The 26125-nt window shown below is 66.0% G+C and carries 21 protein-coding genes; 4 read left to right on the forward strand and 17 right to left on the reverse strand.

Annotated features, from left to right (window positions below; translation table 11 throughout):
* Positions 1 to 5: 5 nt before the first annotated feature.
* The 7 genes from xylA to AC3DET_RS00035 form a co-directional block, all read right to left on the reverse strand.
* Positions 6 to 1340 carry a xylose isomerase gene (xylA, locus tag AC3DET_RS00005; RefSeq protein WP_488390327.1) on the reverse strand — a complete coding sequence of 445 codons (1335 nt, stop codon included), beginning with the start codon at positions 1338 to 1340 and terminating at the stop codon, positions 6 to 8.
* 41 nt (positions 1341 to 1381) lie between these two features.
* Complete coding sequence (gene xylB, locus AC3DET_RS00010; protein WP_488390328.1) at positions 1382 to 2875, reverse strand: xylulokinase; 1494 nt, start codon at positions 2873 to 2875, stop codon at positions 1382 to 1384.
* 228 nt (positions 2876 to 3103) lie between these two features.
* Positions 3104 to 3802, reverse strand: a complete 699-nt coding sequence (locus AC3DET_RS00015) for a DUF6445 family protein (RefSeq protein ID WP_488390329.1) — start codon at positions 3800 to 3802, stop codon at positions 3104 to 3106.
* A gap of 24 nt (positions 3803 to 3826) precedes the next feature.
* A complete protein-coding gene (locus AC3DET_RS00020; RefSeq protein ID WP_488390330.1) occupies positions 3827 to 5356 on the reverse strand; it encodes a tryptophan halogenase family protein in 1530 nt (509 codons plus the stop codon).
* Between the two features lie 21 nt (positions 5357 to 5377).
* The gene (locus AC3DET_RS00025) at positions 5378 to 6379 is read right to left on the reverse strand and encodes a cupin-like domain-containing protein (RefSeq protein WP_488390331.1); all 1002 of its coding nucleotides are present in this window, start codon (positions 6377 to 6379) and stop codon (positions 5378 to 5380) included.
* A gap of 26 nt (positions 6380 to 6405) precedes the next feature.
* Complete coding sequence (locus AC3DET_RS00030; RefSeq protein WP_488390332.1) at positions 6406 to 7164, reverse strand: SapC family protein; 759 nt, start codon at positions 7162 to 7164, stop codon at positions 6406 to 6408.
* A gap of 154 nt (positions 7165 to 7318) precedes the next feature.
* Positions 7319 to 10462, reverse strand: coding sequence for a TonB-dependent receptor (locus tag AC3DET_RS00035; protein ID WP_488390333.1), 3144 nt, complete (start codon positions 10460 to 10462; stop codon positions 7319 to 7321).
* A gap of 637 nt (positions 10463 to 11099) precedes the next feature.
* On the opposite strand from AC3DET_RS00035, the gene AC3DET_RS00040 reads away from it, so the two are divergent.
* Complete coding sequence (locus AC3DET_RS00040; protein ID WP_488390334.1) at positions 11100 to 12173, forward strand: LacI family DNA-binding transcriptional regulator; 1074 nt, start codon at positions 11100 to 11102, stop codon at positions 12171 to 12173.
* An 84-nt stretch (positions 12174 to 12257) separates the two neighbouring features.
* Here the strand turns inward: AC3DET_RS00040 and fdhD are convergent, their stop codons facing one another.
* Both fdhD and AC3DET_RS00050 read right to left on the reverse strand, forming a co-directional pair.
* Complete coding sequence (gene fdhD / locus AC3DET_RS00045; RefSeq protein WP_488391145.1) at positions 12258 to 13073, reverse strand: formate dehydrogenase accessory sulfurtransferase FdhD; 816 nt, start codon at positions 13071 to 13073, stop codon at positions 12258 to 12260.
* Positions 13057 to 15369, reverse strand: a complete 2313-nt coding sequence (locus AC3DET_RS00050) for an FdhF/YdeP family oxidoreductase (RefSeq protein WP_488390335.1) — start codon at positions 15367 to 15369, stop codon at positions 13057 to 13059. Before AC3DET_RS00050 ends, fdhD begins: the two co-directional genes overlap by 17 nt.
* 181 nt (positions 15370 to 15550) lie before the next feature.
* On the opposite strand from AC3DET_RS00050, the gene AC3DET_RS00055 reads away from it, so the two are divergent.
* Positions 15551 to 16789, forward strand: a complete 1239-nt coding sequence (locus AC3DET_RS00055; RefSeq protein ID WP_488391146.1) for an MFS transporter — start codon at positions 15551 to 15553, stop codon at positions 16787 to 16789.
* Positions 16790 to 16843: 54 nt separating this feature from the next.
* Positions 16844 to 18250 carry an oxygen-independent coproporphyrinogen III oxidase gene (hemN, locus tag AC3DET_RS00060; protein ID WP_488390336.1) on the forward strand — a complete coding sequence of 469 codons (1407 nt, stop codon included), beginning with the start codon at positions 16844 to 16846 and terminating at the stop codon, positions 18248 to 18250.
* A 10-nt stretch (positions 18251 to 18260) separates the two neighbouring features.
* Here hemN and AC3DET_RS00065 read toward each other — a convergent pair whose 3' ends face one another.
* On the reverse strand, positions 18261 to 18710 hold the full coding sequence (locus tag AC3DET_RS00065) for a hypothetical protein (RefSeq protein WP_488390337.1): 450 nt from the start codon (positions 18708 to 18710) through the stop codon (positions 18261 to 18263).
* 157 nt (positions 18711 to 18867) lie between these two features.
* On the opposite strand from AC3DET_RS00065, the gene AC3DET_RS00070 reads away from it, so the two are divergent.
* Positions 18868 to 19242 carry a DUF4345 domain-containing protein gene (locus AC3DET_RS00070; RefSeq protein WP_488390338.1) on the forward strand — a complete coding sequence of 125 codons (375 nt, stop codon included), beginning with the start codon at positions 18868 to 18870 and terminating at the stop codon, positions 19240 to 19242.
* Positions 19243 to 19251: 9 nt separating this feature from the next.
* On the opposite strand, the gene AC3DET_RS00075 is transcribed toward AC3DET_RS00070, so the two are convergent.
* From AC3DET_RS00075 to AC3DET_RS00105, 7 genes are all read right to left on the reverse strand, one after another.
* Entirely contained in the window at positions 19252 to 20757 is a 1506-nt protein-coding gene (locus AC3DET_RS00075; RefSeq protein ID WP_337729784.1) for an acetate kinase, read from the reverse strand.
* 53 nt (positions 20758 to 20810) lie between these two features.
* A complete protein-coding gene (locus tag AC3DET_RS00080) occupies positions 20811 to 21314 on the reverse strand; it encodes a hypothetical protein (RefSeq protein ID WP_488390339.1) in 504 nt (167 codons plus the stop codon).
* 1 nt (position 21315) lies between these two features.
* Positions 21316 to 22020 (reverse strand): C39 family peptidase, encoded by a 705-nt coding sequence (locus AC3DET_RS00085; protein WP_337729786.1) that lies wholly within the window; start codon positions 22018 to 22020, stop codon positions 21316 to 21318.
* On the reverse strand, positions 22017 to 22466 hold the full coding sequence (locus tag AC3DET_RS00090; protein WP_488390340.1) for a hypothetical protein: 450 nt from the start codon (positions 22464 to 22466) through the stop codon (positions 22017 to 22019). Before AC3DET_RS00090 ends, AC3DET_RS00085 begins: the two co-directional genes overlap by 4 nt.
* A gap of 90 nt (positions 22467 to 22556) precedes the next feature.
* Positions 22557 to 24083: a hypothetical protein gene (locus AC3DET_RS00095; RefSeq protein WP_337729788.1), complete on the reverse strand. Its 1527-nt coding sequence runs from the start codon at positions 24081 to 24083 to the stop codon at positions 22557 to 22559.
* 203 nt (positions 24084 to 24286) lie between these two features.
* Entirely contained in the window at positions 24287 to 24700 is a 414-nt protein-coding gene (gene crcB, locus AC3DET_RS00100) for a fluoride efflux transporter CrcB (protein ID WP_192201162.1), read from the reverse strand.
* A gap of 25 nt (positions 24701 to 24725) precedes the next feature.
* Complete coding sequence (locus AC3DET_RS00105; RefSeq protein ID WP_446537104.1) at positions 24726 to 26093, reverse strand: replication-associated recombination protein A; 1368 nt, start codon at positions 26091 to 26093, stop codon at positions 24726 to 24728.
* Positions 26094 to 26125: the final 32 nt, after the last annotated feature.

Below are 26125 nucleotides of genomic sequence, written 5' to 3' on the forward strand. Positions count from 1 at the left end.
CGCGCTCAGCGCAGCAGGTACTGGTTGAGCAGGTTCTCGTAACGCTCCTGCTTGCCGCTGATCTGCTTCGGTTCGCCCTGCCCGGTCGCCAGCGCGGCCAGATCGGCCAGGCCCAGCGTGCCGTTCTCGAAATCCTTGCCCTTGCCGCTGTCGAAGCTGGCGTAGCGTTCCTTGCGCCACTGCTCCCACGGCGAGTCGGTCAGCAGCGCGTGGGCGACTTCAAGGCCACGCGCGAACGCGTCCATGCCACCGATGTGGGCGATGAACAGGTCTTCCAGATCGGTCGACTCGCGGCGCACCTTGGCATCGAAGTTCAGCCCGCCCTCCAGCCCGCCCTGGCGCAGCACCACCAGCATGGCGCCGACGGTGTCGTACAGATCGGTGGGGAACTGGTCGGTGTCCCAGCCGTTCTGCGCATTGCCGCGGTTGGCATCGATGCTGCCCAGCAGGCCGTGGTCGCTGGCCACCTGCAGGTCGTGCTCGAACGTGTGGCCCGACAGCGTGGCGTGGTTAGCTTCGATGTTGAGCTTGAAGTCCTTCTCCAGCCCGTGCTCCTTCAGGAAGCCGGCCACCGTGGCGCTGTCGAAGTCGTACTGGTGCTTCATCGGCTCCATCGGCTTGGGCTCGATCAGGAAGTTGCCCTTCAGGCCGATGCTGCGGCCGTAGTCGCGGGCCATGGTCAGGAAGCGGGCGAAGTGCTCGACCTCGCGCTTCATGTCGGTGTTGACCAGCGAGGCGTAGCCTTCGCGGCCGCCCCAGAACACGTAGTGCTCGCCCCCCAGTTCCACCGTGGCCTCCAGCGCCGCCTTCACCTGCACCGCCGCGCGGGCGACCACGGCAAAGTCCGGATTGGTCGATGCGCCGTTCATGTAGCGCGGATGCGAGAACAGGTTGGCCGTGCCCCACAGCAGCTTGATACCGGTGGCGTCCTGGCGGGCCTTGGCCAGGCCGGTCATATGCTTGAGGTTCTTCTGGTACTGGCCGATGTCCTCGGCATCCGGGGCCAGGTCGATGTCGTGGAAGCACCAGTACGGCACGCCGAGCTTGGTGAAGAACTCGAACGCGGCATCGACCTTGGCCTCGGCCGTGGCCATCGGCGAACCCGCTTCCCACGGGAAGTGGCGCGTGCCCGGGCCGAAGGGGTCATGGCCGGCATTGCAGAAGGTGTGCCAGTAGCAGACGGCGAAGCGCAGGTGCTCGCGCATGGTCTTGCCACCGATGGTCTTGTTGGCGTCGTAGACCTTGAACGCCAGCGGGTTGTCCGAGCCGCGGCCCTCGAACGGGATGCGGCCGATGCCGGGGAAGTATTCCTGGGCGCCGATGAAGGGCTGCGTGCTCATGGTGCGTGATCCTGTGGTTGTGCGTGATGTACGTGGGGGTGTCAGCCGCGCTGCAGCGGCGTGAGGGCATCGAGGTGCTGGAGGAAGCGGCGGTAGGCCGCGGCATAGGCCTGCGTACGGGTGGGATCGGGCGTGGCGGACAAGGCCGGCTCGGTGGCGACGTGGGCGCGTGCGATGTCGGCGATGGACGATGTCTCGCCACGCGAACGGCCCCATGCCCACAGCGCCTGCAGCGCCGCACCGAAGGCCGCGCCCTCGGCCTGCACCGGCACATCCACCGGCAGGCCGAACACATCGGCCACCAGCTGCCGCCACGCGGCGCTGTTGCTGCCCCCGCCGGTCAGCACGATGCGATCGAACTGCATGCCGGCGCGCACGAAGGCATCGAAGCCGTACTTCAGGCTGTAGGTCGCCCCTTCCATCGCGGCGCGGTAGACATGCGCCGGGGTCATGTTGGTCGTATCCAGCCCGGCCAGCACGCCCTTGCCCAGCGGCAGGTCGGGCGTGCGCTCGCCGTTGAGGAAGGGCAGCATCACCAGGCCGTCTGCGCCGGGCGGCGTGGCGTGCAGGTGGGCATCGCCCTCGCGCGTGCTGAAGCCGAACGCCTTGGCCACCTGTTCGGTGGCCACGGTGCAGTTCATCGTGCAGATCAGCGGCAGCCAGCCGCCGGTGGAGGAACAGAACGCGGCCCAGGCGCCGGCCGGATCGACTACCGGGGTATCGGAGTAGGCGAACAGCGTGCCCGAGGTGCCCAGGCTCATCGCCAGCCGGCCCTCTTCCACGCAGCCGGTGCCGATGGCCGCCATCATGTTGTCGCCGCCGCCGACGGCGACCTTCGCCGTCGCCGGAAGGCCCAGTCGCGCGGCTGCGGTGGGATCGATGTCGAACAGGGCATCGGGTGCAGCGATCGGCGGCAGGCAGGCGGCCAGGTCGCGATCCGGATCGGTGGCACGCAGGAGCTCCGCCGACCATGTCCGCGTGCGCACGTCGAGCCAGCCGGTGCCGGAGGCATCGCCGTACTCGCAGAAGCGCTGGCGGGTCAGCACGAAGTTGAGGTAGTCGTGCGGCAGCAGGATGCTCGTCAGCTGTGCATAAGCCTCGGGGCGGTGGGTCTTTGTCCACGGCAACTTGGAGGCGGTGTAACCGGCCAGGATCGGGTTGCCCGCCAGCGCAATCGTCGCTGTCGAACCGCCCACCGCGTCCATGATCTGCGTGCACTCGGCCGTGGTGCTGGTGTCGCACCACAGTTTGGCCGGTGCGAGTACCTCACCCTGCGCATCCACCGGCACGAAGCCGTGCTGCTGGCCCGACACCGACAGCGCCACGATGCGCGCACGCAGTGCCGGATCGATGCGCGTGAAGCACGCCTGCATCGCGGCCACCCAGTCGGCCGGGTGCTGCTCGCGGCTGCCGTCCTCGCCGCTGATCAGCTCCAGCGGCGCGCTGGCACCGGCCACCACCGCACGTGTGGCAGCGTCGTACACCACCACCTTCAGGCTCTGCGTGCCTGCGTCGATTCCGGCGGTCAAAGCCATCGATTCCTGCCTCCGGCGCTCAAAAAGTTAGCGCTACCATTTTGTCCGGTAAAAAAAGGGAACCTCTGAATTGCTCCCTCTGCAAACACGGAGGCGGTGCCTCCCGTGCTGGCAACGACACTGTAACCAGCACCCACAGAAAAAGCGTGCTGCGCCGCAAAATGCATTGCAAAACAACCGGTTGAGCTGTGCCGGGCGGCTCCGCGCAGAATGGCCGCAGCGACCTGCTCAGCGCGCAACGTCGATGAACGCATTGATCGATAACCTTCCGAGGACCGGGTCGGCGGGAAGCGGTCGATGATTGTCGATCCGTCCCGAATGCAATGAGTTCCGCCGGTACACGATGAGCCGATTGAATACCGCCTCGACCTCCGCTACGCGCTCGAACGAGGTCGTGTCGCCGTTGATGTATCCCGCAGTCGAATCGGCGTCGTGATGGCCCTGCTGCGCCAGGCAATCGAAGTACGTCGCATGACGACTTTCATCCACGTACTCGAATCCGGTCTGACGATGCCGGTAGAAATCCGTGCCACCCCATGTGCCGTGGAACAGGTAATGCACCGTGGCCAGACCCCGATGGCTGACCGAATCGATGTGCGGCACGCGCTGCAGGAAATGCAGGCTGGCCGGCGGTTGCGTGACCAGCGAGAAATGGCACATGGGAAAGACGAAGCGGCCAGGCGCCAGATCGAAGCACTCATGCAACAACGGATTGAGCGTCGCCTCCAGGAAGCGTTCATAAGAAGGCGGTGCAGGCGCGCGAATGCCGGGAAACATCGAAGACTGCTTCACGTACTGGCGTGTGGCCGCCTTCCGCACCATCCGCTCCGGATCCGACAGCACGTTGTCGATGATCAGCAGCGGCGCGCCTTCCTTGCCGATCGTGTGCCGGGTGATCCGGATATCCGCATGAGGGGCGATGAGCATGGGCTTGTCCGCGCGTCCCGGCGGTTACGCGGACACGGGCCGGCTGCCCCACACTTCCGCTCCGGCCTTGCAGTAGCGGTCAATGAACGCCTGCTGCGATGGCATCTGCGCGACCGCATGGTCGATGGGCTGGCGAATGGACGCCAACAGTTTCCGGAGGTCGTCATCCGCCAGCGCTCGCGCCAGGGGATGGGGCTGCCCGGGCGTGATGCCCTGGCCCAGCAATACGTGGGTCCAAGAGTCGACCCGGAAGAGTTCGTCCGGATCCTGCCAGGCATGCGCGCGTTCGCGCCACGCGCGCAGGCGGATGTCCAGCGATTCGGGCAATGCCATCTCGCGGCACGCCTTCCACATCGGCTCGTCGCGCTGCGTCGCATGGTAGTGAAGGATGATGAAGTCCCGCACGTGTTCCATCTCCGCGCGGCTCACGTCGTTGTAGAGCTCCACGAGCGACGGGGCGATGCCGTCGAAGGGAAACAACTGGACCAGGCGCACCACGGCACTGATGGCCAAGTGGATGCTGGTCGACTCCAGGGGCTCGATGAAGCCGCTGGCCAGGCCCAGTGAGACCACGTTCTTGTTCCACGCCTTCAGCCGGCGCCCGGTGCGGAACGGCACCAGCCAGGGGTCACGAAGCGCAGGCGCACCCACGTCGCGCAGGAGCTTGGCGCGCGCCTCATCGTCGGACATGTGCCGGCTGGAGAACACCAGGCCGCACCCGACGCGGTGCTGCAGCGGGATATGCCAACGCCAGCCGGCCTCGTGGGCGATCGCCCGTGTGTACGGCACCGGCGGACCCACGGACTCGGTCTGGACCGCCACCGCCCGGTCGCTGGGTAGCCATTCGTTCCAGTCTTCATAGCCCGTGTGCAGCGTCTGTTCGATCAGCAAGCCGCGGAAGCCGGTGCAATCGATGAACAGGTCGCCCTCGATGACCTGTCCGTCTTCCAGTACCAGGGACTGCACGGCACCATCATCCCCATGCTGCCTGACCTCGCGGATCTTTCCTTCCACGCGCTTGAGTCCATGGCCTTCGGCGATGCGGCGAAGGAACTTCGCGTAGAGGCCGGCGTCGAAGTGGTACGCGTAGTTGACCTGCGGTTGCGTCTGCAACGAGAACTGGTCTCCCCGCGAAGCGACCGTCTCCAGGCAGAAATCCCCCAGCTCCGATGGCATTCCCCGGCGCAGGCTGTCGAGCCAGAAATGATGGAACGCGGCCGCCCACGTGCCCTGCCCCGTGATACCGAAGGGATGGATGTAGCGCTCGCCCGGACGGCGCCAGTTCTCGAACGAGATCGAGAGCTTGAACGTGCCGGCAACGGCGCGCAGGAATTCCTGTTCGTCGATCTGAAGGAAACGGTGGAACGTGCGGATGGGCGGGACGGTGGACTCCCCCACTCCCACGGTACCGATCTGTTCGGACTCGACCAGGGTGATGTCCAGCCGATCACGGAACTGGTGCGAGAGCGCGCACGCCGCGAGCCAGCCCGCAGTACCGCCGCCTGCGATCACCACTTTGCGGATGTGTCCCGTCGGGGCTACTCGATCGTCCAATGCGGTGTCTCCTTGCGTGAGCTAGCGGTTGAGCCGTCCAATCAGCATGGCGCGCATGCGCCGCGCCTGTGTTTCATCCATCGGTCCCAACATGTCGCGCGCCTGTTCGGGCAGGTGCTCGCCCGCCCTCTCGCCGGGACCGAAGACGTAGTACTCGAACACCTTCGCCCATGCCAGCTTCTCGCGTTCCGGAAGATCCCGCAGCGTCCACAGGGCATGGTGCAAAGCCGGCAATGGCGAGGACAGGAACGCTGGCGAACTGCGCCACCAGTAGTTGACCAGCACATTGAACGGTTCGAGGCTGCGCACGTGGTGCCACCACATGCTGGGAATGAAGATGGCGTCGCCGGGTTCGAGCAGTGCGGTCTGCGCGCTAGCCAGCGCCTTGCGGAATCGCGGATGGCGCCCGTAGTCGGGATCATCGAAGTCGACCACGCTCACGACCTGCCCTCCGGGCGTGGGATCAAGCGGACCGGGATAGAGATTCTCGATCTGTTCCGGCGGGAACAGCGTAAACAGCCGCCTGCCTACCGCGCAGCACGCCAGGTTGTTGGGTGCGTCGAAGTGGCAGGACGCGACCACGCGATTGCCGATCCAGATGCTGGGTGGCGCATCGATATCCTGCGCGGCCAATGGCAAGGCATTGGCGCGGGCGAAGCCAGGCAGTGCTCCATCGACCAACAGCGAGGCCACGTAGTAGGTGGGCGGACGTGGGTCGTCCAGATGGTCCGATATTTCTCCGAGCACCTGGGCGAGGGATCCACGCCTGACGTCAAAATTCAGCCGGGTGAAGTCCTCGTTGTAGAAAGGCCGGCCGGCAATCCCGGGCCCACCGAAGGAATACTGGATCGGCCTGCCGGCATCAAAGCCGAGCAGGTAGGACATCGCGTCCTGCGCGGATCGCAATCCTGCCTGCACCAGCTCCCAGTCGCGCGCGACGCCCCTGAGCAGAACGGGCTGGCCATCCGAGATGAGCTCTTCCAGCGGCAGCGCATCTGCACGCACGCCTTCCAGGACACGCATCGCTGCACCGCCCGTCGACACGACGGCTAGTTCCCGCCATGCGGCATCGCGGCATCCTGCGCGCGCAAGCGACGCTGCTTCTCGGCCATGAGGCGACGCATGTTGTGGAGCGACGCCAGGATCAGGTATGCGCCTTCCAGGTAGCCGGCGCGGTTCAATTCGAACAATGCGTTGCCGTCCAGCGCGGCCAGCTTCTCCCGATCGATGCCGTGCAAGCCATTGACGCCCACGCGGTGTCGGTCATCCATCTGCACATCCAGATTGACGGGCTGTATCAGACCCATCGCATCCAGGGCCGCGAACATGCCGGAACCGAATTCACTGCCATCCCTGATGCCACGCAGGACGCCCGCAACATGCTCGAGATAGGGGCTATTGCCGCCCTGCGGAAGGAATACCGGTTCGCCCGCCGCGAAGTTCACGCGTGGATGGTCGAGATCCACATGCATCACCGCTTCCTTCCTCAGCTCTCCGTCGATGCGCTGCTCCTGGAAGCCGATGAGGAAAGGCCCTTTCGCTGCGGCACCCGGGAGATAGGCGGCATTCCATCGGCCGTCCTGCAGGAACAGGTTCTCGCGTTGTTCGAAACCTAGGAGAACGACGGATTGCCATTCGCCCGTGCCCGGATCCTTCCTCAGGAAGATCGGATACTCGCGCTGCAACTCGGCGAACTCGCTGGGAAAGGCAGGCACCATGCCCACGTCGTCGCCGAACTGGGGACCGAAGCCGGTCGCGACACGCAGATCCCTGTGCGAAACGTTGTTGAGGAGTTCGTAGCGGGCCATCTTTTCTCTCGGGGAAGCCTGGAGGCATCCGATGATACTAACGCTGGCAGATCGTGTTCGAGCCCTGTCCGCCGGCACGCCTTGCTAAAAGGGACCGCTGCTCGCGCAGCGGTCCCCGCTCGGCGATATCCGGAGAGGGCGTCTATCGCCAAACTCAGAACTTGTAGCGCACACCCACCATGTAGCGCGGACTCTGATCGGCCAGCTTGACGATCATCTGATCGGTGCGTGCACGCCAACGGACGTCCTCACCGGTCAGATTGATCGCCTCCAGGCCGAACGACCAGTGGTCATTGAGCGTGTAGTTCACGCTCAGGTCCCACTGTTCGTACTCCTCCACGTAATAAGGATTGCGGCTCGCGCCCTGGTTGGCGAGGATCAGGTACTCGTCGCGCCAGTTCCAGGCCAGACGGACCGACCATCCATGTTTTTCATACATGAACATGGCGTTGGCCGTGTCGCTCAGGCCTGTCAGCGCGAACTGGTCGATGGCCGGGTCGCCGCCGTCGTCGTATCCCACATCGCCCCGCACGACGGTGTAGTTGGCCAGGATGCCGAAACCGCTGTCGCCGAAGAAGTACTGGCCGCCCAGTTCCCAGCCATGCAGCTTGGACTGGTTCTGGTTGATCGGCCGGTTGACGTTGAACTGGTACAGCGGATCGTCGGCTTCACCGTAGAGGTTGTAGGCCGCCTCGGTCGCCAACGTCTGCGCACCGGTGCCATTGAACGCCGCCAGGCCCGCCGGATCGTTGCGCAGCAGCGCCAGGGCCGTGAACAGCGACGTGTCGTTGGCGGAGCACGCCGCCGCATTGGCGGCCCCGACCTGGGTCACACACGCCGCACTGGTGAGGAAGGCCAGTGCCGTCTGCGCATCCGGGCCCGAGGTGGGATCCCTCAAACCGTACAGGGATTCCTGACCAACGGTATTGCCGATGAAGTTGTCGACCGACTTGTTCCAGTAGGTCAACGACACATAACTCGCATCGGCGAAGTACCACTCCAGCGCCAGGTCCAGGTTGTCGGATTCCAGCGGTTTCAGGCTCGGGTTCTGGGCACTGCCACTCGCGCGCACGGAAGGATCAAGCAGGACCGAACCGAAAGGCTGCTGCGCACCGGGACCTGCATAGAGGTTGCCATATGGCGCCCGTGCGATGCTCCTGCCGAACGAAGCGCGACCCTTCAGCTCTTCAGTGAAGTCGATGCTGAAGTCGAGGTTGGGCAGAATATAGCTGTAGCTCGCCGTTTCGCTGAAGGGCTGCTGCTCGTCGGACAGTACGATGCGGAAGTCGTTGTTGGCCGACCATTCGATGGCTTCGGGTATGGCGATCACCGACGTCGACACGACATCGGTCGTTTCGTACCGCACGCCGAGGCGGGTGTTGGTGCGCATGCCACCCAGTTCGCCCTCCAGCTCCACCTGGAAGTACGCCGAATGGGTCTTCTCTTCCACCCGGTTGTCGGCCGCACGCTGCGGGCTGACGCCCAACCCCACGCCATACTGGCCTGCCGCCCATTGGGCGAGCTCACCGGCGTTGCCGCGCCATGCCGGCCAGCTGGAGGCGCTGAAATCGTCGAACAGGCCGACGATGTTGACCGGCCGCAGAAGATCCACCAATCCAGCGGCTGTGTCCGAATCCACATTGGCCACGCCCCAGTCGCCCAGGGTGGAATACGCCTCTGCCGCCTGGATGCGATGCGTCGTGGACTTGTTGGTATCCACGCCGAACTGGAAGCGGCCCTGGTCGAAGCTCCATTCGCCGTCAATGCGGGCCTGTTTGATCTCGCTGACCTGCGTCTGCGCATTGATGCGCAGGACCTGCGAGCCGATCTCGCCTTCCACGAATCCCGGATTGACCACGCCGTTGGTCCCGGCGATCGCGTCATCGGTGGTCGGGTACCAGGTCTGCGTGCCGATGGGCAGGCCGTTGTTGAACGCCAGTTCCTGTACCCACGAACCACCGCAGTGCGGCCCAGTGGTGCAGTTGTTGGTGCCGGCGATACTCATGAAGATCGAACCGCCACCGGTCAGCGGATCGTTTGGCCGGCTCTCGTTCTTCGAATTGTGCGCATCGAAGCTCAAGCGGAACCTGTCGCTGACATCCCAGACGGCGTTGAGCCCGAGGGAGCCCAGCTTGTACTTCTGCATGCTGCGCTGCTGCTCGAGGCCGAAATCCTTGGTCCCGGCGATCTCGCGGATATAGATAGGCGTGGCGACCGCGCCGCTGGTGTCGAACTCGATGTCGGTGTAGTTACTGTTCTGCAACCACATCGCCTGTTCGCCACGGTTCTCGGTGATCTCGTTGGTCGAGTACGTGTAGTCCAGGGTCAGGGTCAGGCTGTCGGTAGGTGCGAACTGCACTACCGCCTGGCCATTCACGCGCTCGCGCTCGAACTCCGAGAACGCATAGCGCAAGTCGTTCGGACGCGCGTAAAGATCGCCGATGGCCGGCGCATTGACGACTGTCGGGTTGCCGGGCATCGTCCCGGTCCACGGCTGCACATTCCAGTAGTTCTCGGTCGCCTGCACCGAACCGCCCTTGCGCTTCTGATGGCTGGCACTCAGGCTCACGCCGAACGTCTTGTCGGGGTTGGTGTAGCTGAATATGCCCGACAGTTCCGGCGTCAAGTCATTCTCGAACGGCTGGCTCTGGTCGGACACGACCTTCGCACCGGCGCTGGCAACGACGCCGTCGTGGTTGAACGGCCTTGCGGTCAGGATATTGATGGTGGCGCCGATGCCACCACTGGGAACCTGAGCCTGGCTGGTCTTGTAGACCTCGATGCCGTTGATCGCTTCGGCGGCTAGCTGGGCGAAGTTGAACGCGCGCGTGCCGCCATCGATACCGCCGATGGCGACCTGTCCGGAAGCACCAAACGCATCCGCGCCCGGCATCTGCCGGCCGTTGAGCGTCACCATGTTGAACTGGGGACCAAAGCCGCGCGCCGTGACCTGCGCACCTTCACCATCGCGGCGCTCGATCGAGATGCCGGTGATGCGTTGCAGGGATTCGGCGAGGTTGGTATCCGGGAATTTGCCGATGTCTTCGGCACTGATCGCATCGACGACGCCTGCGGAGTCGCGCTTGATGTCCATTGCCTGGCTCAGGCTGCTGCGCAAGCCCGTGACCACGACCGCATCCAGCGTGGTGGCGTCCGGCGTCGCCTGCTGCTGTGTCTGCTGCGCGGCCGGAGCCTGCGCCTGTTGCGATTCCTGCCCGAAAGCAGGATTGATGACCAGTACGCCACCCACGAAGGTGAACATGGCCGTCGACTTGAACCTCGCCAACTTACGACTCATCAGCATGTCCTCAGGTCTGGAATTGAAGGGCCAGCAACGCCGCGGCAGGCATGGATTCGCGCTCCCGCAATGGTCTGGGCCTTGTCCGGTGCACGGCATCGGTACCTGCACTCTTTCATGTGGTCTCCCCTCTCACGTTCGATCATTGGATGTGTCGCCCTCCCCAAGGGCACCTTTGGGCGCAGGCCCGCATTTCCAGACCGGGCATGGTGATAGCGCCCGTCATTGCACAGCGGTTGAAAACACTCTTCCGGCTGGTTCCCGTGTCGCAAGGCGACAAAGCGTTCAGTCAACTTCCAAGGACGGATCGATGAGTGCATCGATCAATGTGGTAGCGCTACCATCGAGTTCGGCGCAGACTAATCACGCACCCCTGTGTTTGTCACCATGCAGCGCAGCAATCCCGTAAGTGGCTTCGTCAAGACCACGTTCCGTGGGTAACCAAGCAGGGAAATGGAAGCGTTTCCATGGGGGTTCGTCGAGAATGTCCATGTAACCGCGATTCCATGCGCGAGCGAGTTGGGCGACGTATCGATGTTCGTTCGATGCATCTCCATGTGCGACGCTCACCGCAACCGCATCACCCGTTGTTCGCAGCACCTAGATTGCACCCGGCATACGGAGCAGACAGAGCAGCATGGAAAAATCGATCAAATCCGTCCGGCGAAAGGGAGGCGCCATCACCATCGACGAGGTCGCCGCCCACGCAGGCGTTTCGCCGATGACGGTGTCGCGCGTGGTCAACGGGCACGGCGGTGTCCGTGACGCCACGCGTGAGCGCGTCATGAGCACTGTGCGCGAACTGGGATACAGGCCAAACCTGGCGGCGAGTTCGCTCGCTGCGGCCCAGCACACGTGCATCGCGCTCATCTACACCAACCCCAGTTCAAGCTACCTGCGCGAACTTCTGGTCGGTGCCTTGCGTGGTTCCGCGCGCGCAGCGGCCCAGCTGGTCATCGCGACCTGGGACACGCTTGACGTGGACGGCCAACGCGCGGCGGCGCGCGAACTGGCCAGGAGCGTGGCGGGCGTGATCCTGCCGCCGCCGCTGTGCGAGTCCAAGACGATCGTCATGGAGTTCGCGCGGGCCGGGGTTCCCGTCGTTTCGATCGCGTCGGGCCGCTTCAGCGAGACGATTTCCTGCGTCCGCATAGACGACCATCGCGCCAGCCATGACATGACGGCCCATCTGATCGCCCATGGGCACGCGCGGATCGGCTACATCAAGGGCGACCCAAACCAGACGGCCAGCGCCCATCGCCTGCAGGGCTACCGTGATGCGCTGGCGGAGGCGGGCGTGGCATTCGACGAGCACCTGGTCCAACCCGGCTACTTCACCTACCGTTCCGGGCTCGAGGCCGCCGAAAGCCTGCTGGCGTTGCCAAGCCCACCCACTGCGATCTTCGCCAGCAACGACGACATGGCCTCGGCCGTGGTTTCGGTGGCGCACCGCCGCGGCCTGGACGTGCCGCGCGACCTGTCCGTCGTGGGCTTCGACGATACATCCGCAGCCATCATGGTCTGGCCGGAACTGACGACCATCCACCAGCCGGTTGCCTCGATGGCCGATGCGGCGATCGACATCCTGCTGCGGGAAATCCGACGCCCCAGCGCCTCTGCGCGGGTCATCGTCAACCATGTGGTTCCACACAAACTGGTGAAGCGCGCGTCGGTGGCGACCAGGCGGAAAGGCAAAACCAAGACCCCCTAACGGGCGACACCGCCGCTGGGCGACGCAGGCAACCGACGCGGCGACGTACGTTGCCGCAACGGCGCTTGTTACCCCAGCAGGGGCTCAGCGCAACCCCAGTCGCCAAGCGTGGCTGTAAACCACATGCCTGTCGTCACGCAGGAAACCGACCAGCGACAGCCCGCAGCCTGTCGCCAGATCCACCGCCAATGCCGTGGGTGCCGACATCGCCGCCAAGAGTGGAATCGCTGCGACCGCTGCTTTCGCCACCATCTCGTAACTCGCACGGCTGGTCACCAGCGCGAAGCCCGATCCGGCGTCGATGTTCTCGCGCAGCATCGCGCCGATCAGCTTGTCCAGCGCGTTGTGGCGCCCGACATCCTCGCGCACCACCACCAGCGTACCGTCCGCCCTCGCCCATGCCGCTGCGTGGATCGCGCCGGTCGCCGCATTCAACGGCTGCCGCGCCCCGATGCCGGCCAACGCGAGGTCCAACGCGGATGACGCGATGAAACTGCCCTGCCCGACCGCCTTCGGTTGTTTGACGACCTCTTCCAGATGCCGGTGTCCGCAGATGCCGCATCCACTGCGTCCCGGCAACCAGCGCTGCTGATCCGCGGCCCGGGTGGGCAAAGGATGTCGCGTGCGCAGGTCGAGCTGGATGCCTTCAAGCAATGGCTGGACGTTCACCTGAACAAGTTCGTCAGCCGCAACACCGAGTTCGGTCAATGCGAAGCCGTACGCGAAATCCTCCAGGTCGCAGGGCGAGACCATCATCACCGCCACTGATTCGCCATTGCAGCGGATCGCGAGCGGAACTTCCTCCGCCAGCAGATCCCGGCGCGTCGTCGAGGCACCCCCGGTGACGTCGATGACCTCGCGCCCCGCTGCTCCCTCGATGCGGTCAGCCGGCATGGCCATCGGGATCATGGAGTTTCCTCACCACCACCGGGATCGACTTGTAGGCCGGCGTCCCCGATTGCGGATCGTGGCTGTCCAGCGGCACCAGGCGATTGCCTTCGGGGTAGTACATCGCCGCCGAGCCGCGCGGCAGGTCGTACTCCACCGCGATGAAGCCCGCGACCTGGCGCGCACCCGCATCGTTGCCGCCAACGCGGGACTCCACCAGGATCCGGTCGCCCTGGTTCAGGTCACGCGCCTGCATGTCGAGCTTGTTCATGAACACCACATCACGGCGCCCGCTCACGCCCCGGTAACGGTCGTTGAATCCGTAGATGGTGGTGTTGTACTGATCGTGCGACCGGATCGTGGTGAGGGTCAGCAGATGCTGCTGATCGATGCCGGGATCCTCGTTCAATCCTTCGGCCACCAGGAACTGCGCCTTCCTGCCCTCACCGCCCCAGTCCCGTTGGGATGCGCCGACGTACAGCCGGAATCCGCCGGGCTCGCGCACGCGCCGGTTGAAATCCCTGAACATCGGGAACACGGCTTCGATGTCGTCACGGATGCGGTCGTAATCGCCCACCAGCCCATCCCAGTCCACTTTCGTCTGCGGCAGCGTGGCCTTGGCGATGCCGGCGACGATGGCCGGCTCCGACAGCAGATGTTCCGATGCCGGTGGCAGGCCACCCTGCGATGCATGCACCATGGACATGGAGTCCTCCACCGTCACCGACTGCACGCCGCTTGCCTGCACATCGCGTTCTGTGCGCCCCAGGCACGGCAGCAGGAACGCCTGCCGCGCGGGGATCAGGTGCGAGCGATTCAACTTGGTGGCGATGTGCACCACCAGGTCCAGCTTGCGCATGGCGGGAAGGGTGGTCTCCGGGTCCGGCATTGCCACCGCCAGGTTCCCGCCCATGCATACCAGTGCGCGCGAGCGTCCATCGCGGATCGCGCGCACGGCTTCCACCGCATCATGGCCATGCGTGAGCGGGAATTCGAAGCCGTAGGTTCGCTTGATCGCATCGACCAGTGCCTGCGTAGGCTTCTCGGTGATGCCGACCGTGCGGTCGCCCTGCACGTTGGAGTGGCCGCGTATCGGCGCGATGCCGGCGCCAGGCTTGCCGATGTTCCCGCGCAGCAGCATCAGGTTGGCCATCTGCTGCACGTTCTGCGTGCCACGGCGATGCTGGGTCATGCCCATGCCGTAGCACAGGATCACGCGCTCCGCCTTGGCGTAGAGTCGCGCGGCGGCGGCGATGTCATCGCGCGACAGCCCGGAACATTCGACGATCTCGTCCCACGTCGTGCGCGCCAGGTCCTCGCGCAAGGCATCCAGCCCTTCGGTGTGTTCGGCGATGAAGGCATGGTCCAGTACGCCGCGACCACCTGCGGCGAGATCCTCGGCATCGGCATCCAGCAGGCACTTCATCATGCCTTTCAGCAATGCCAGGTCGCCACCGATCCTGACCTGGTAATACGTCTGTGCGATCGGCGTGGCGGTGTTGGTCAACATCTCCGCCGGATGCTGTGGCGAAGTGAACCGCTCCAGCCCGCGTTCGCGCAGCGGATTCACCGCCACGATGGGCACTCCTCGCTTCGATACCTCGCGCAGTGTGGACAGCATGCGCGGATGGTTGGTACCGGGATTGTGGCCGAAGCTGAACAGTGCGTCGCAATGCGCGAAATCATCCAGCGTCACCGTGCCCTTGCCCACGCCGATGGACTCGGGCAAGCCCACGCTGGTCGCCTCGTGACACATGTTCGAGCAGTCGGGAAAGTTGTTGGTGCCGTATTCGCGCACCATCAGCTGGTAGAGGAACGCCGCTTCATTCGATGTGCGCCCGGATGTATAGAACTCGGCCATGTCCGGATGCGGGAGTGCGCGCAGTGCATCACCGATGCGCGCGAACGCATCCTCCCAACTGATCGGCACGTAGCGGTCCGATGCGGTGTCGTACACCATCGGATGCGTCAACCGGCCTTCGTCCTCGAGCGCATGGTCGCTCCACTCCCAGAGTCCTGAGAGCGTGTGCTCCGCGAAGAAGGCAGGCGTCGCGCGCTTGCCGGTGGCCTCCCACGACACCGCCTTCGCCCCGTTCTCGCAGAACTCGAATGACGAAGTATGGCGTGGATCCGGCCATGCACAGCCAGGGCAATCGAAGCCCGCAGGCTGGTTGACGCGCCGCAGCGCAGCGGTTTCCCGGCCGACCGCCATCTGGCTTTTCAGTGCGCGTGCAACAGCAGCGAGGGCGCCCCACCCTCCCGCTGCGCCGTCGTAGTCATCGATGCCCGGAATCTTGCGTTCACTCATCGGGGAGCCCTGCCTGCTGCATATCGACCACGGTACGTGCGCAGGATAACCGAAGGCGTCGCGCGGCACGTCAGCCGCACGGGACGACAGAAGCGCGGCACGTGAACCTTTCGCTCAGCATCGCGTTGCTAGCATGCGGAGCGTCTCCCCGTGGTGTCGCCCGCTCTCCGTGCTTCGTGTCCTGCTTCCCATCACCGCATTGCTCGCCAGCGTTGCCCTGCTGCTCGGCGGCAACGGTTTGCTGGGTACGCTGCTGGCCGTACGCAGCCAGACCGAAGGCTGGGGCGAACGGACCACCGGTCTGGTGATGTCGGGTTACTTCGTGGGTTTCTTCCTGGGCACGTTCACTGCGCCTCCCTTGATCCGCCGCGTCGGGCACATCCGCGCGTTCGCTTTCCACGCAGCGCTTGCCGCTGCCGCCGTGCTGGTTTACCCGCTCTGGATGGAGCCGATGGGATGGCTAGCGCTGCGCGTCGTCACCGGCATGGCGCTGGTCGGCTTGTGCACGGTCATCGAGAGCTGGCTGAACGCGCAGGCGGCGCCCGAACATCGCAGCCGGGTGTTCGCGGTGTACATGGTGGTGACACTGCTTGCGCTTGCCAGCGGTCAATTGCTGTTGGACCTGCAGCCGCCGCGAAGCCCCGTGCTCTTCAGCCTGGTCGCCATCCTGTTCGCGCTGGCCATCCTGCCGGTCAGCACCACGCAACTGCAGCCGCCCACCCTGAGCACGGCACCGCGCACCCACATCCTGCAGCTATGCCGCGCAGCCCCCAGCGCCGCCGCAGGGGCATTGCTCGCAGGCCTGGCGCTGGGCGCGTTCTGGGGCCTGGGGGCGGTCTATGCGGCCTCGCTGGGGCTGGATCGTGCGGGCATCGGCACGTTCATGGCCGTGACCATCCTGGGCGGTGCCGCGCTGCAACTGCCCATCGGCCGCTTGTCGGACCGGGGCGACCGTCGCAGCACGCTGGCCGTCGTGGCCGCGTTGGGATCGGTCACGGCGATGCTCGCATTGCGTGTGGAAGCCGCTACGCCTGCCGGCATGCACGCGCTGTTCTTCCTGTTCGGCGGGCTGGCATTTGCGCTGTATCCGCTGGCGGTCGCGCATCTGCTCGATCGCCTGCCGGCGGAGCAATTGCTGGCCGGATGCAGTGCGTTGCTCCTGTTGAACGGCATCGGCGCTGCGGCGGGCCCTGCGCTGGCAGGCGTACTGATGCAGCGGTCCGGCGCAACGGCGTTGCCGGCCTTCTTCGCCTGCACGCTGGGACTGCTGGCCCTGATTGCCGGCGGACGCCGCCTGCTCAAGGCCCGCCATCTGCTGCATCCGGCGCGCTTCCATCCCATGCTCCGCACCACGCCCACCGCGCTGGAGATGCTGCCCGAGATCCCGGACGCCCCAGCGACCCAGGCACGCGATTCGTAGCGGAATTGATCCCGATCAATGCGGCACCCGCGCGGTGCCCCTAGCCTGTGCGTCATGGGCACCCTCTCCCCGTCTCCGTTGTTCGATGCGGACCTGCTGCGGCGTTACGACACGCCCGGGCCGCGCTACACGTCCTATCCGACCGCGCCGCAATTCAGCGCCAGCTTCGGTGCGCAGCAATTGCGCGACCAGGCCGCCGCCAGCAATCGGCAGGCGCAGACCAGGCCGCTGTCGCTGTATGTGCACATTCCTTTCTGCACCAGTCCCTGCTTCTATTGCGGCTGCAACCGGGTGATCACCCGCGACAAGGCACGTGCGGAACTGTATCTGGACTATCTTTATCGCGAGATTGCGCGGATGGCGCCGCTGTTCGACAGCGGGCGCCCGGTGGTACAGCTGCATTTCGGCGGCGGCACGCCCAACTTCCTGACCCCCGCCCAGATCGCCGACTGCGTGGCCGAGCTGCGCAGCCAGTTCAGTTTCGCCGCACCGGAGAGGATGGACTTCTCCATCGAACTCGACCCGCGCTTCGTCACGCCAGCCGATATCGGCGAGCTGGCCGGCATCGGCTTCAACCGCGCGAGCCTGGGCGTCCAGGATTTCGATCCCGAGGTACAGAAGGCCGTGAACCGGGTGCAGGGCGTGGAGGAAACGCTCGCCATCGTGGCCGCGTGCCGCGAGCACGGCATGCGATCGGTCAACATCGACCTGATCTACGGGTTGCCCAAGCAGACCCGCGCAGGCTTCCTGCGTACGCTGGAAATCGTCGTGCAGGCACGGCCTGACCGCATTGCAGTCTACAGCTACGCCCACCTGCCGCAGTTGTTCAAGCCGCAACAACGGATCGCACTGGAGGATCTGCCCAGCCCCGAGGAGAAGCTGCAGCTGCTGCAGTGCGCGATAGAACAGCTCGTGGAGGCGGGGTACGTCTACATCGGCATGGACCACTTCGCCCTGCCCGGCGACGAGCTGGCGCGTGCGCAGGAACGTGGCGACCTGCACCGCAATTTCATGGGCTATACGACGCACGCCGAAAGCGACCTGCTGGGCTTCGGCGTGAGCGCGATCAGCCATGTCGGCGACAGCTTCAGCCAGAATCCGCGCGACATCGCGAGCTGGGAGCGCGCCATCGACGACGGGCGCCTGCCCGTCTGGCGCGGCATGCCGCTGGACCGCGACGATGTGCTGCGCGCAGACGTCATCCAGGAACTGATGTGCCACGGACGGCTGGACTATGGCCGCATCGGCCGCCGCCACGGCATCGCGTTCACCGATTACTTCGCCGATGCCCTCCCCAGGCTGCAGGCACTGGCCGACGACGGCCTGCTGACGTTCACGCGGGTCGGCTTCCAGGCCACGCCACGTGGCCGCCTGCTGCTGCGCGTGATCGCGATGTGCTTCGATCGCTATCTGCATGCGGCAGCGTCGGCAGAAGCACCGCGGTTCTCGCGCACGGTCTGAGTGCCCAACATCAGCGGCATGCTGCGTTGACACGGTCGTCGAGGCGTCGACTGGTATCGAAGTCCCGCCTCAGCCCGAGGCGCGCATGCGTCTGCTCGCGCGCCTTCCTTGCCCGCTCGCAGGCGGCCGCGTCGCGATGCATCGAGATGACAGCGCCCTGCGATGAGGTTTGCCGGCGTCGCGCGCCCGTGCGGGAACGCGGACGTGGACTGTCTGCCCTGGCCGTCGCACGTGGCGCCGATGAGGACGGTGCGGATGTCGCCGGTATCGGCGGATCGGCGGGATAGGCGCGCACCCATTCCGTGCGTTGCGTCGAGGTACAGGGCATCGCCTGGTAGTGCGCCTGACCATCCACACCCCGGCACTTGTGGACTGGATCGCTGCCCCAGGTGGCGCTGCCGATGGCGACGAGGATGGCAGCCAGCAGGATGCGCAGCGCGCACGACGAAGACGCGGACATGGCAGGCTCCTGCGGGATGGAGGCTGCAGGATCCGGCGATGGCAGGGGTATCGGGATCGGGGCGCGCCGCGCCGCGCTGTCGGGATTTCCCGCGCGTTCACCACGCCATCACCCCGTGCCGTGCGAGAAGAGGCGCCTGTTCCCTGCGAGACATCCGATGACAGCCGCCTACCTCTACCTCAACGCGGTGCTCTACCTGCTGCTCGCCGGCTGGTGCACGTTCGCGCCCGCGCGCACGGCGGCGGCCGTCGGCTATGCGTCGCTTACCCGGTCCGGGCAGACCGAGTACCTGACGATCTACGGCGGCCTGCAACTCGGGCTTGCGTTCCTGTTCGCTTGGTTCGCCTTGACCCAGCAGCTACGCACCGGTCTGGTGCTGGCGATGGCGCTGTACCTGCCGATCGTGCTCTACCGCAGCGCAGCGTTGTTGCGCTGGTGGCCGCTGGAATCGACCACCATGATGCTGGTGGTGACCGAGTGGCTGATGCTGGCGGCGGCCCTGTGGCTTTGGTGGCAGGGCCGGGCCAGCTGAGTTGCCGGATCAGAAGTTGATCGGCAAGCGCGCGGTGAAGGTGAGGTCCGGCGTGTCGCGGGTCACGCCCACGCCCAGCGCGACATTGAGCGACATGCGGTCGCTGAAGCGGTAGGTGCCGCCCAGCAGCAGCGTACCCAGCGTGGTACGCACGGCGCCCGCCACCTCCTTTCCATCCTGCTCGGTCTTGTCGACGATGCTCTGGTCGTAACCGATGCTGATGGCCGCCTTCTCGTTGAGCGCCAGGCCCATGCCGAGGTTGAAGCCGAGGATGTCGCCGGCCTTGATGTCGCCCAGGAATTCGGTCTGCCCGCCCAGTACGCGGCGCGAGACATTGCTGCGCTTGAAGTTGTGCAGGTAGCTGAGACTGCCGAAGAACACCACCGGATCGGAGGGGAACAGCCAGGTGACGCCGGGCTGCAGGGCGTTGAAGCCGCTGCCCGTGGGCAGGTCCAGTGGCAGGCCGGTACCGGTGGTGTTGGCCACGCAGCGCGTCACGCAGTCGGTGACGACCTCGAACAGATCGCGCCCCGTGCGGCTCTTGTAGCGCAGCCATGCGATGTAGAACGGTTTGTCGGCGGCGCCCCGGTTCAGCTGGTAGCGGCCGGTGACTTCCACGTCGCCCATCCCGCTGCCGCGTGCGTTGAACACGCGGTCCTGGGCGGAACCGGTGAAGATCTCGCGGCTGACCGTATCGCTGTGGATGTAGACGTAGGGCAGCTTCGCTTCGAGTTCCATGCGCCGGCTGAGGCCATAACGCCCGGTCAGCGTGGCGACGGCGGTGGTGGTCTTCACCTGGCGCACATCGATCAGGCCGATCAGGATGGCGGGAATGATGGTGTAGCCCACCAGCGCGACACGATCGTTGGCCGAGTAGCCGTACTGCAGCGACGGCTCCACCACCATCTTGCCCTTGGGCGTCAGCACGCCCGGCTGATCGAAGATCTGCGCGACCTCGGGCGGCCGCGACTCGCTCTCCGGCGCCTGTCCGACACGTTGCGGCGCCTGCGTGTCTGCCTGCTGTGTCTGCTGGCCCGCGGGCGGGGGGGAACCGGATTGCGCGACCTGCGTGCCCGCATGCGCGCCGTCGGGAGCCGGTGCCACCGGGGTCGCCTGCGGCGCTGGGCCGGTCACGATGTAGGTCTGCGCAGGTGGAGGGGAATCGCGGAAGGTCGGTGCCTGGTTCAGCGCGGGCACGATCACGGGGGCGGGCGCACCACGCGCGCGCGCATTGGCGAGGATTTCTTCGTTGAGCGCATTCTGCAGGGTGAATATCTGCTGCTCCTGGGCCTGCATGGCGTCACGCATCGCCTGCAACCGATGTGTCTGCTCATTGAGCTGGCGCTGCAGTGCGTCCAGCCGTGCATCGGCGGTGATTTCGTAGGGCTGCGCCGGCACCGGCGGAGGGGGCGACGCCGGCATCACCGGTTCCTGTGCCCGCGCCTGCCCTGCGTGCACCCCCAGGCTGACTGCCAGTGCCAGCGGTGCGACTTCCATCAGAGACGTCCCTTTCATGCTGTGCCCCTTGTCTTGTGCGTGAGCGCGGTGATCCCGGTCCTGCGTCGATGTCACGGGCTGCCGGGTGCGCGGATCAGCGCGTCCGTGAGCGCGCCGTTCGCGTTGAGGGTCTGGTAGGCCCCGAGCGTGTCGACACCCACGTCGATGCGGGTGACGGTGCGGATATCCTGGTCGTCCAGCGTGTTCTGGATCACCAGGCCGCCGGTGGCCTGTGCGGGATCGAAGCGATTGCCCTCGCCGATCTGGACCACCAGCCCGCGATTGAAATCGGCCAACGCCTGAGCCTGGTCCGGCGTGATGCGTGCCACGTCCGGAACCTGCACGGCGATACGCGCCGTCAGTTCGCCGTTGACGAAGACGACGCGCTCGATGCCGAACGACAGGGTCATGCCCGACGGCATCTGGAAGCCCCCGCGCATCTGCGCCAGCCGGGCGGGATCCACCGGTTGCCATTCGGCGCCCAGGTCACCGCCCTGCCCCCGTGCACCCACCGGTGCCAGCAGCACCGCCAGCATGACCGTGGCGCGGCATACACCCTGCCTGATCCTGTCCATGTCAGATGTCTCCCGCACCGCGCCTGGGCACGGTGACGTTGCGCAGGCCATCACGCTGGATTCCCATGTCGAGCGGCGCCGGAGGTGCGGTCTGCCAGTCGCGGGCCTGGTTGAAGCGGGCGCGTTCCCGCTGGTTGTGCACGACGAACATCACCCGGTTGTCCCACAGCGCCTCGAAGCGAGAACGCGGCATCGCACGCGTGCCACGCGCCGGGTCGCCCAGCAGCACGCGACCGTCGCGCAGGCCCTTCACCACGACGAAGTGACGGTACCCGCGGTCGTTGAGCAGCACGATGGCCGGCACGTTCTCCTGCTGCAGTTTATCCAGCGGCAACTCGAAGCCGTCGGCCTCGTACCCCTTCGAGCGCAGGTAGCGTCGCATGTCGAGCAGCGAGAAGCCTTCCTTGCGGATGCGCGCCTGGTCGCCGTTGTTGTACATCTGCACGAAGACGTCGACTTCGCTGACAGCGTGGCCATACTGATGCGTCAGCAGCGTCGCCGTAGCGGCGGAGCCGCAACTGAAATCGTACTGCTGCGGCAGCGTCGTCTTGAACCGCGCTTCCTTCAGGCTGGTCACGCGGACGCTGTAGGCGCTGCCCGGCACGCGGATGTCGCTGGTGGCCGCCGAAGCGCCACCGAGCACCGCCAGCGCGCACGCGAGCGCGACGCATCGCGGCCATCCACGCTGCCGCACACGGTGTTTCATTGCGGTCCGCCGCTGAAATCGATGGTCACGATCATCGCGTTCTGGATCAGCACGTTGCTGCCGGTGTTCTGGATGACCGTGTTGATGCCGCTGGCGTTGCCGAACGCGCCGTCAGCGATGCTGTTGGTTCCACTGGTGATGTGGTGCGCCGTGTTGCCATCCACGGAGCCGTCCACATCGATGAGGTTCTCAGTCTGGCTGCTGTCACCGCCTCGCAAGCCGGACAGCCGGTCCACCGCGATCGCGCGTCCCAATTCGCTGACGGCCACGAGCCGAACGTCCGGAACTTTGGTTTCGAACGTGATGGCGGGTGTCCATCCTGCGCGGGCGACGGTGTTGTCTTCCGCCGAGGCGCCAAACGCGAGGACGAGCAATCCCCAGGCTGCGATGCGCAACCCGGCCTGTTGGTGCGTATGCATGGTCAGTCTCCCTTGCCATGCGTCCACCGCGCAGCCATGGGGCGTCCCGCCGTGAAGCGGGACGCCTGCGTCCGCACGGAGTGCCTGGCCCGGCTGGGCCAGGACACCGCGGAACGCTTATGGGCCTACGGTCAGGTTGGCTTGAACGGTGATGCCTTGCTGGATCAGCGAGGCCATGCCGCTGTTCTGTGCCGCCACCATGATGCCGGCCGCCGACTGCCCGACGCTCGTCATGTTGTTGGACATGTCGAACGCACCCGCATCGACCGCAACGGAACCGCCCGCGCCGCCGGCACCACCGGTCGCACCGTTGCCGACGCCACCATTGCCGTCACCGCCATTGCCATCGCCACCGTTGCCGACGCCGCCGGCACCACCGGTCGCACCGACCGCGCCGCTGGCGCCGTTGCCGGCCGTCGCATCGCCATTGCTGGCGGTGGAGGACGCGCTGCCGTTGCTGGCGTCGCCATTGCTGGCATCGCCACCATCACCGCCGTCTCCTGCGGTCGCCGTCACCGTGCCGCCTGCGCCGCCCATGCCGGAGCCTGCACCGCCCGTGGCGGTCGCGTCGCCGCCCGTCCCGGAGCCTGCGCCGCCCGTGCCGGAGCCGTCACCGCCGGTACCGGTCGCGTCACCCGACGTGCCTGCACCGGCGGTGGCGCTGCTTGCTCCGCCCGTTGCAGTCGCGTCACCTGACGTGCCTGCGCCACCGGTTGCCGTGCCGTCGCCACTGGTACCGTCGCCTGCGCCACGTTCGCGCACGTTGCCGCTGCCTGCTCCGGCGTCGCCACCGGAAGCACCCGCGATCGAACCGGTGTCGCCGCTCGCGCTTCCGGCATCGCCACCTGAAGCACCCGTGGCTCCGCCACCATCACCGCCCCAGCCACCGGCGTCACCGCCACGACCACGGCCATTGCCGGCCGTCGCGTCGCCGTCGCCGCCCCAGCCATTGCCGTCGCCGCCATTGGCGCCGCGTGTATCGTCGGCGTTGCCACCACGACCACCGTTGCCGGCCGTCGCGTCGCCGATGGTTGCGCTGCCGTTGGACGAATCGCCCGCCGTCGCGCTGCCGTTGTTGGCATCGCCACCGCTGCCGCCATTGCCGCCATTGCCGCCGTCGCCGCCGTCACCTCCGTTGCCGGTGCCACCCGCGGCGCTACCGCCGTAGCCCTTGCCACCGTAGCCCGCGCCGCCTTTGCCACCGTCGCCGCCGTTCGCGTCGCCCCAGTTCTTGGCCACGTTGCCGATGTCGTGCACGGTCACGCCCGAAACGGCGCCGATCAGCTTCGTTTCGGCCACGGCCTTGCTGTGGTTGAAAGAGTTGGAGAACGTGGACGTCGCGGTGCTGCCATTGTTGGCGGCCGTCGAGCCGAAGCCCTCCGCAGTCGCCCTGCCGCGATTGTTGCGGTTGTCGCCGTCGTGGGTGCTGTTGTCGCTGTGGTCGGAATTGTCGGAGTTGTCCGAATTGTCGGAGTGGTCACTGTTGTCCGTGTTGGTGCTGTTGTTGCTCAGATCCGCCGAGAGGTTGACCAGGATGTCGTCACCCGGGCCATTTTCGGTATTGGTCTGTTGCGCGAATGCCTGTCCCGTCGTGCCGAGCGCCAGCAATACCGCCGATGCGATCAGTGTCTTGCGAATGCACATGTTGATTCTCCTTGTGGCCGCTCCGGGACCCAGGGGAAGCCCCTAAAAAGCGACGCGGGTCACACTTGCATGGCAATCGTTAGTCCTGTTCGCGCGACGCGTTAAATTTTCGTTCGCGAACAGACCGCTCGTCCGCTGGCGAAGCGGGAGCGTCATATCCAGCGCGTGATGGCCGGCCCCGGTAGTTGCCAGCGTTGTCGCCGTTACCAGGTCGGTGCGCGGACCGCATCGGCGAGGCGTGCACCCAGCCACACCAGCAGCAGCCCGGTCAGCAGCGTGATTGCGAGATAGCCAAGCGCGGCGCCCTGGCGCTCCGTTCGCGCGAACAACAGGCACTCCACCATCAGCGCCGAATACGTGGTCAGTGCTCCCAGCACCCCGACGAGCAGGAAGGCGCGCCAGTAGAGTGCGGAAGGGCCGCGCCCTTCCAGCCAGATCGCAAGGAAGCCGGCGGCGAACGAGCCGATCATGTTCACCGCGAACGTGCCCCAGGGAAATCCGCTTCCCAGCTGTCGCAGCAGCGCGCCGCCCAGCCAGAAGCGCGCCGCCGCGCCGAGCGCACCGCCCGCCATCACCAGCATCAGTTGTTGCCACCAGAGTGCAGCGTGTGCCGGCATCGGTCGTCTTCCGTCAGCGGGGAGGTCAGTCGTCGCGTCCGGCCTGCAGTCGCGCCTGGCGGCGCGCCTCGCGCAGACGGTCGAGTTTTTCCTTCAGCTTGATCTCGAGGCCGCGGTCGACGGGCGCATAGTAGACCTGCTCGCCCATCGCATCGGGAAATGCCGTCTGGTCCAGCGCGATGCCGCCCGCTGCATCGTGGTCGTACTGGTAACCGGTGCCGTAGCCCAGCTCCTTCATCAGCTTGGTCGGGGCGTTGCGCAGGTGCAGGGGTACGTCCTGCGTGCCGTATTCGCGCACGTCGCGCTTGGCGGCGTTGAACGCCATGTAGCCGGCGTTGGATTTGGCCGTGCTGGCGAGATAGATCACCAGTTGCGCGAGCGCGAGGTCGCCCTCGGGACTGCCGAGCCGCTCGTAGGTATCCCACGCGTCGATCGCCATCTGCAGGGCGCGCGGATCAGCCAGGCCGATGTCCTCCACGGCCATCCGCGTCATGCGTCGTGCCAGATAGGCGGGGTCGCACCCCCCATCCAGCATGCGCGCCAGCCAGTACACGGCGCCGTCGGGATTGGAGCTGCGCACCGACTTGTGCAGGGCCGAGATCTGGTCGTAGAACTGCTCGCCCCCCTTGTCGAAGCGGCGCGTGCGGTCTGCCAGCACCTGTGCGAGTGTCTGCGGGGTGATGCGCCCCCCTTCGTCGGCAGCCAGTTCCGCAGCGATTTCGAGCAGCGTCAATCCTCGCCGCACATCCCCGTCGGCAGCCGTCGCGATCTCCAGCAGCGCTTCGTCGTCCACCTCCACGCCAAGCTCGCCCAGTCCGCGCTCGGCATCCGCAAGCGCAAGGCGAAGGGCATGCCGGATGTCATCGGGCGACACCGCTTCCATCACATGCACGCGGCAGCGCGAGAGCAGCGCGGAGTTCAGTTCGAACGACGGATTCTCCGTTGTGGCGCCAACGAAGATGATCGTCCCGCGCTCGATATGCGGCAGGAACGCATCCTGCTGTGCCTTGTTGAAGCGGTGCACTTCGTCCACGAACAGCACCGTACGACGACCGCCGGCAAAGCGTTGCGCGGCTTCGGCCAGCACCTGGCGTACCTCGGGCAGGCCGGACAGCACGGCGGAGATCGCCTTGAACTCGGCATCGGCATAGCGCGCCAGCAGCAGCGACAAGGTGGTCTTGCCGCAGCCCGGGGGTCCCCACAGGATCATCGAGTGCACATGGCCGGATTCCACGGCACGACGCAGCGCGCTCCCCGGCGCGAGCAGCCGGCGTTGGCCGACCATTTCATCCAGGCTGCGCGGCCGGATGCGCTCTGCCAACGGCCTCAGCGCATCGGTGTCGGTACTCAGCAGGTCGGCCTGCGGTTCAAGGGGGGTACGTGTCTTGGCCACGCTTCATTGTAACGTCGCGCGACCGCAGGCCA

The sequence above is a fragment of the Pseudoxanthomonas sp. 97-1-1 genome (assembly GCF_057773125.1).